Annotated in this window: 7 protein-coding genes; 5 read left to right on the top strand and 2 right to left on the bottom strand. The window is 28.6% G+C overall.

Annotation, left to right across the window (positions count from 1 at the left end):
* Nucleotides 1–564: 564 nt before the first annotated feature.
* Together ACR0P1_RS03720 and ACR0P1_RS03715 are read right to left on the bottom strand one after the other, a co-directional pair.
* Nucleotides 565–1206 (bottom strand): fibrillarin-like rRNA/tRNA 2'-O-methyltransferase, encoded by a 642-nt coding sequence (locus ACR0P1_RS03720; RefSeq protein ID WP_432645062.1) that lies wholly within the window; start codon nt 1204–1206, stop codon nt 565–567.
* A 3-nt stretch (nt 1207–1209) separates the two neighbouring features.
* A complete protein-coding gene (locus tag ACR0P1_RS03715; RefSeq protein WP_432645061.1) occupies nt 1210–2364 on the bottom strand; it encodes an NOP5/NOP56 family protein in 1155 nt (384 codons plus the stop codon).
* 112 nt (nt 2365–2476) lie between these two features.
* On the opposite strand from ACR0P1_RS03715, the gene ACR0P1_RS03710 reads away from it, so the two are divergent.
* From ACR0P1_RS03710 to ACR0P1_RS03690, 5 genes are read left to right on the top strand one after another with little or no spacing between them, the layout of a single operon-like run.
* Nucleotides 2477–3016, top strand: a complete 540-nt coding sequence (locus ACR0P1_RS03710; protein WP_432645060.1) for a coiled-coil domain-containing protein — start codon at nt 2477–2479, stop codon at nt 3014–3016.
* Nucleotides 3017–3040: 24 nt separating this feature from the next.
* The gene (locus ACR0P1_RS03705; protein WP_432645059.1) at nt 3041–3952 is read left to right on the top strand and encodes a dihydroorotate dehydrogenase; all 912 of its coding nucleotides are present in this window, start codon (nt 3041–3043) and stop codon (nt 3950–3952) included.
* A gap of 2 nt (nt 3953–3954) precedes the next feature.
* Entirely contained in the window at nt 3955–4755 is an 801-nt protein-coding gene (locus tag ACR0P1_RS03700; RefSeq protein ID WP_432645058.1) for a dihydroorotate dehydrogenase electron transfer subunit, read from the top strand.
* A 14-nt stretch (nt 4756–4769) separates the two neighbouring features.
* The gene (locus ACR0P1_RS03695; protein WP_432645057.1) at nt 4770–5792 is read left to right on the top strand and encodes an AI-2E family transporter; all 1023 of its coding nucleotides are present in this window, start codon (nt 4770–4772) and stop codon (nt 5790–5792) included.
* Nucleotides 5793–7580, top strand: a complete 1788-nt coding sequence (locus tag ACR0P1_RS03690) for a DNA polymerase domain-containing protein (protein ID WP_432645056.1) — start codon at nt 5793–5795, stop codon at nt 7578–7580. It abuts the gene before it with no gap.
* The last annotated feature ends 9 nt before the right edge of the window (nt 7581–7589 follow it).

The following is a 7589-nucleotide window of genomic DNA, read 5'->3' as shown; positions in this document are numbered from 1 at the left end:
TATATAAAATATATTTTTAATTACTCATATTTTTCATTTAATGGAATCTTTTTCTAATCCATTTCTGGTTTTATTATAATTTTCATTGAAAATATTAAACTATGGTAAAATTAGTTAAATTTATCATTGTTATTTTCATGTAATGTTATTAGGCAATTTGAAAAGTGTATTCTATTAAAAATTAATTTTAGTGTTGTCTTTTCAATGAATTAAATTTTTAATTTAATAAATAAATCTATATATAATTTAAAGTCATGTGAGTAATACTTTTTTTAATTAAAATAAGTAAAACAATCTTTTAAAAAAAGTCATTTAAAAAACAGTATTTTTATAAAACAAGTTCATGCCTTTAGGCTTTAGTCAAATGGAGTGATTAATAGAGTGAATCAACCTAAAGGACACTTTAATGAACTTTTGTTTTATTTGCATTAGCATACATAATTCTTAATTTTCTAGTATAAAAAGGTATCTAGGTAATACTTTTTTAGTTTTTTTGTAGTATCTTTTTTTATTTCTTATAACTATTTTTTGGCTTATTTGATGCTGAAAATTAGCTGATTTTTTTTAAAAATTTTTCTCTACTAATAATGCAATATGGTCTTTTTCGTAAGGTTCCAGTTTCACTTTTTCAACAATCTTAAAACCTTTTTCTTTCAATTTCTTTTCTTGTTCCTTGAAAATCTTTTTAGGTTTTTGTACTACGTCAATACTTCTAGCTTTAATTGTTATAAGTCCCTGTGCATCATCTTTTGCAAACATGTTGATATTTTTCATAAATAATTCGGTTTGTGTCGGTTGGGCTACATCACAGTACACTAAGTCTACCTTTTCAACAATATTAAGATATCCTTTGGGTTTTGTTGCATCTCCTAAAATCGGAGCAATATTAAGTCTTTGACGTGAAAGTTGAACCAATTTCTTAGCTGTTGTTGGTGAAAATTCAACTGCATAAATTCTTCCGTTGATTACAATATCAGAAATGTGTGAAACTGTTGTTCCAGTTGACGCACCAAGGTATAACACTTTTGAGGTATTTTCAAGCTTTAAATTTTCTAATCCATTTAATAGGGCTGCAGATAATTTTGAACGTCTAGGATTCCATATTCTGTATTCTACGTCTTCTTGAACTAATTCTTCTCCATAAACTGATGTTCCAGGATTAAGATTTTTAGTTGCTATATTCCCATCTTTAAAATAAACATTCATAATTTACCTCCTTTTTTTCTTTTTTCCTTTTTTTCCTTTTTTCTTGTTATTTTTAGGTTTTGAGCGTTCTTCATTCCTTCTTTTTGTTGTTTTTGTTGGAAATGGATTGTCTTTCTCTATTTGCTGGACCTTTGATGTGAATTCATCTGCAACATTTTCATCAAAAGTTTTAGTAAATACATCTCTTCTAACAGCTAAGGATATCATTCCAGCAAGCATTCTTGCAATTTTTCCACGATTCCACCATTTTGCACCTCTTACTTGGGGATGTTGGTAGATTAATCCATATTTTGGTGGTCTATCTCCACTTTTCAAATGTCTAAATAATGCTTTTTCAGCACCCATTATTTGAACTGTACTTGATGGGTAGGTTGCAAGTCTTTTAATTCCTCCAGCATGGGAAATTAATTTTGCACCAAGAGATGATCCAACTAAAAGTTTTAAGTTAGGTGCAATTGATTCCATTTTTTCGTCAATATAATTTTCCATGTTCTTTCTGGATTTTTGGAGTTCATAAATAGAATTAGCATAGTTATTCATAATTTCCAAATCTAAAGGATTTATGTCTTCTTCAAGATCAATAATATCACTTGGAAATGCATCAGGTTTTGCTTTAATGATTTTTTCTTTTGTTTTATTTTGTGATATTAATTTGATGTATGTTTCATTATTGTGAATAACATCCATTTCAGGGAAATAAAGAGCATACCATTCTCTAATTCTTTCAATTAATTTAGAAATACTTTCATCAATTTCATCAATGGAGTTAATAGCTTGTATTAAATGTTTATCTTGGGAAGCTGATTCTTTGATTTTATAAATTGCTAAACTTCTATAAATTGAGGTTATTTCTTCTGAATTGAGTCCAAATTTATCATAATTGTTTCTTAAATAATCTCCACCTTGATTTGGTGTTTTTACAATTATTTTTTCATTGCCATAATCAGAACGTCTTTTGTTTGATTCAATGATAATTTTATCATAATTGGCAGATACTTCCTCAATTATTTCTAATTCTTCTTTAACTATTTTTTTATCATTAATTTCAGCTAATCTATCAATTATTTTATCTTCAGGAAATAATTTTTCGGATATTATCTCATTTTCACTATTAAAAGCTAAAAACCCTTTAACTGAGTAAGTTATATAACATTCCATAAAATTAAATATTTTTTTTATTTTTAATAAGTATTTTCATGTTATACGAAGATTTAATTTATCTAAAAATAATAAAATTAGTATATTATTTTATCTTTTTGGATTTGAGATTATGTCAGATGAGAATTATAGTGATTTAAAATATGAATTGGAACTTAAAAATGCTGAAATTGATGAGCTTAATATTGAGTTAGAAAATAAAAAAGAGGAAATCAATAAACTGAAATTATATGCAACAAAATTAAAATATCAAAAGAAAAATTTGGAAGATAAACTTGATACAAAAATAAATTATGATAAAGCTACAATGAATGAATTAGATGATTTATCAGAGAAAATTAAGGAAAAAGATGTTATCATTGAGGACAAGCAAGATCAAGTTAGATATCTTAGATCTCTAATTGATGATTATAAAACTCAGGTAAATAACAATACTATAAATCTTGAAACTCAACTTAGAAAAATCTCTAAAACATATGAAGATTTATTAAAACAAAAAGATTCTATTATTGAAAAACAAGATGAACAAATTTCAAATTTATTTAAATCCAAAGAAGAAATAATCAAATCCAATAAAACTAATATAATTAGTTTAAAATTACAAAATGAAAAATATCAAGATATAATTGATAAATTAACAAAAACTAATTAAATAATTAATTACAAAGTTGATATCATGTTAAATACTAATATTTGTGGAGTTGAATTTAGAAATCCTTTGATGTTAGCTGCAGGAATCTTGGGAAGTAATGCTTCATCATTGAATTGGGTTTTAAAATCAGGTGCTGGAGGAGTTGTTTCAAAATCTTTTTCTTTAAATCCTCATCCAGGATATGTCAATCCTACAACTGTTGCAGTTGAAGGGGGTATTATTAATGCAATTGGTCTTTCAAATCCTGGTGTTGATAATTTTAAAGAAGAATTGAAAAAAATTGAAAGAAAAGATGATGTTGTAATTGCTTCAATTTATGGAGCAACCCCTGAGGAGTTTTCCTCATTAGTCGGTGAGATTCAGGAACTTGTTGACATGATTGAGTTAAACATTTCCTGTCCTCATGCAATGGATGGTTATGGTGCTTCTATTGGTCAGGATTGTAATTTAAGCTACAAGATTGTTTCAGCGGCAAAAGATGCTTCTGATATACCAATTATCGCTAAATTAACACCTAATGTCGCCGACATTACTGAAATTGCAAAAACCTGTGAAGATGCTGGTGCTGATTGTTTATCTTTAATTAATACATTAGGACCGGGTATGAAAATTAATATTGATATTGCTCGCCCAGTTTTATCTAATAAATTCGGTGGTATGAGTGGTCGTCCAATTAAACCGATTGCTATTAGTAATGTTTATTCTGTTTATGAAGCAGTTGATATTCCATTGATTGGTGTTGGTGGAATTTATAATTGGGAAGATGTTGTAGAATTCATTTATGCTGGTGCAAGAGCAGTTCAAATAGGTACTGCCATTATGGATGAAGGTGTTGATGTATTTAGTCATATTAATGAAGGTTTAGAAAAATTCATGGTTGAAAAAGGATTTTCATCTATAGATGAAATGGTTGGACTTGCACATAAGGAGTTGTAATTATGATTAACGAACCGAAGATTGTTGAAATAACTGAAATTATTGATGAAACTCCTACAATTAAAACTTTTAAATTCAATTGGGATATGGAAACATTAGGAAAGCCAAATCCTGGTGAATTCTTAATGGTTTGGAATTTTAAAAATGAAAAACCAATGTCAATTGCCCAAATTAATGATGATGAATTAGCTATCACTGTTAAAAATATTGGTGAATTCACATCCCAATTACATGACTTAAAAGTTGGAGATCAAATAGGTGTTAGAGGTAGTTATGGTAATGGATTTGATAATTCATTTGAAGGTAAAAGAATCTTAGCGATTGGAGGGGGTGTTGGAATGGCTCCTATCAATGCAATTGTTAATGATTTAATCAAAAAAGGAAATAAAATAGACGTTGTTGCAGCAGCTATTACTAAAGATGAATTGTTATATTGTGATTCACTTGAAAAGTTGGGTGCTAACATTCATCATTGTACTGATGATGGAAGTCTAGGATTTAAAGGTTTTGCAACTGATTGTACTGTTGAATTGCTTAAAAATTCTACTTTTGATTATGCGTTTGTTTGTGGTCCTGAAATAATGATGAAAGGAATCTATGATATCCTTGAAGATGCTGAAATCCCAGGTCAATATTCTCTTGAGAGATATATGAAATGTGCTCTTGGAATATGTGGTCAATGTTGTGTTGATAACGAAGGTTGGAGAATTTGTGTTGAAGGTCCTGTTTTTGAAAATGATAAAATAAATCAAATAACTGAGTTTGGAAAATACAGAAGAGATGCTTCTGGTGTTAAATATTAATTAAGGTTGATAAAATGGAAATTGATATTAAGAAACATTTGACATTTCCAGTTTTTTTAATTTGTTTTTTATTAATTATTTCATTAATATTCATTTTTCCTGCTTTGAAAATGATTGTTCTAGGAGCTATTCTGGCTTATTTAATCAAGCCAATAGCTTTTAAGATTCAATCAAAATTAAAATATTCCTCTGTTTCTATAATAATTGCAATGATTACGGTGATAATTCCATTAATTGTTCTTGTAGGATATATTTCATATGAACTCTATTCTGTTGTATCAACTATAATCACATCTGGTTCTATTTTGGATATTAATCAATTCATTTCTCAATGTATAAATTATTTACACATTAATGTTAATCCAAATGAACTTTCTCAATCTGTTACTTCTTCGTTTGAGACAATTATAAGTTATGTTATGAATTATAGTGTGAGTATTGTAAGTAAGTTTGCTAATCTTAGTTTGGATTTATTTATTTTAGTTTGTTCAGTATTTTATTTCGTTAGGGATGGGGATAAGTGTTTAAAATTTATTAAAAGTTTCATTCCTGATGATTCTATCAATTTTTTTGATAAAACTATTGAGGATATAAAAAATGTATTGAGAAGCATATTTTATGGTCACTTTTTAACAGCTATAATAATTGGAATTTTTGGATGTATTGGTTATTCTATTTTAGGTTATCCATTTGGAGCATTTTTAGGAGTCTTAACTGGTATTTTACAATTAATCCCAATATTTGGACCATGGCCAATTTATTGGACTTTATTTTTCATTGATGTGATAAGTGGAAATTATCCGAGGGCAGTAGTGGTATTATTGTTTGGATTTTTCTTAAGTGGTGTTGATATGTATATCAGACCAGCTCTTTCAAGTCATTATGCAGATATTCATCCTTTAATTTTACTTGTAGGGTTCTTAGCAGGTCCTTTAGTATATGGGATTGTTGGTTTTATTGCAGGTCCTTTAATTTTAGGAATAACATACACAGTTTTAGATAGTTATAGAAAAGAATATCTCATGGGAGATGAATAAATGCAAAGGAATGTTGTTATCTTAGATATTGATTATGTTACTTACGAAGATAAGCCAGTCATTCGGTTATTTTCAAAAGATGGTGATAAAAATATCATATTACTTGATGATACTTTTGAACCATATCTATATGTTGTTTCCGATGATTTGGAAAGGTGCATTGATGAAATCCAGGATAATATAGATAATGTTCGTATTGAAAAAGTAATCAAGAAAGATTTTCAAATTGAAAATGAATTCCTGAAGGTAATTTTTAGGCATCCTCAGGAACTTGCAAATCATAGGGATGCACTAAGAGATTTGGAAAGTGTAATTCAAATTAGGGAATTTGATATTCCATTTTACAGGAGATATCTAATGGATCGTGATGTTATTCCAATGACTGAAGTAGTTGCTATTGGAGATAAACTTGATTCATTCCTTGATTTGAACTCAAATAAACAAGATATTGAGATTATTAAACTTACTGAGGAACTAGAACGTACTCAAGATTATCCTCAAGATTTCCGTATTTTGAGTTTTGATTTGGAAGTTAGAAATCCTCATGGAATGCCAAATTCAGAAGTTGATGAAATTATCATGATTGGTGTTTCCAGTAATTTTGGAATTAATCAGGTAATTTCAACTAAAACCAATTCTGATTCCCGAGAGGATTTTGTAAATCAGGTGGAATCTGAAAAAGAAATGATTGAAGAATTTGTTAAAATTATTAAAGAGAATAATATTGATATTATTGTTGGTTATAATTCAGATAACTTTGATTTTCCATATCTTAAGGATAGAGCCAAAATATTAGGTGTTGATTTAGATATTGGAATGGATGGTTCTAATGTTAAATTCATTAGGAGAGGATTTACTAATGCTGCATCTTTTAAAGGTTTGATACATGTTGACTTATACTTGGTTATGAGGAGATATATGGCTCTTGAAAGATATACTCTTGAGAGGGTTTATTATGAATTATTTGGCGAAGAGAAGATTGATGTTCCTGGAGATAGAATTTGGGAGTTCTGGGATAATGAAGGCGAAGAACTAGATAATTTATTTGATTATTCTCTTGATGATGTTGTCTCAACATTAAAGATTGCACAGCAGACTTTACCTCTTAATTTAGAACTTACTCGTATTATAGGTCAACCTTTATTTGATGTTTCTCGTATGGCTACTGGTCAGCAGGCAGAATGGTTTTTAGTAAAACAAGCTTATTTTGATAATGAAGTAGTTCCAAATAAGAAAGGATCTAATTTTGCAAATCGGGCTGCTGATGAGAATGAGGGGGGTTACGTTAGAGAGCCTGAAAAGGGTTTGCATGAAAATCTTGTTCAATTCGATTTTAGGAGTCTATATCCAAGTATCATTATATCAAAGAACATATCTCCTGATGTGATGTATTTAGATGATATTGATAATGAAGAGGAATACAACATATCTCCCGAACATGGTATTAAATTTAAAAAAGAGCCAAAAGGTTTTATTCCATCAGTTATTGATAAGATATTGCAAGAACGTTTTAGAATCAAACGTGAAATGAAAGCAGCTAGTGATGAGACTGAAAGAAAAGCATTAGATGTGCAACAGCAAGCAATTAAAAGACTAGCAAATACTATGTATGGTATTTATGGATTTCCAAGATTTAGATGGTATTCATTTGAATGCGCAAAAGCAATTACTTCTTGGGGAAGACAATATATTAAATCATCCATAAAAATGGCTGAAAAATATGGATTTTATGCAATATATGCAGATACTGATGGTTTTTATGCGAAATACAAAAAAGAAAAAGAATAAGAGAAAATT

Source organism: Methanobrevibacter sp. (assembly GCF_050872065.1).
Lineage (GTDB): Archaea > Methanobacteriota > Methanobacteria > Methanobacteriales > Methanobacteriaceae > Methanocatella.
The sequence above is the reverse complement of the archived record's forward strand: the minus strand, read 5'-3'. Positions and strand labels throughout refer to the sequence as shown.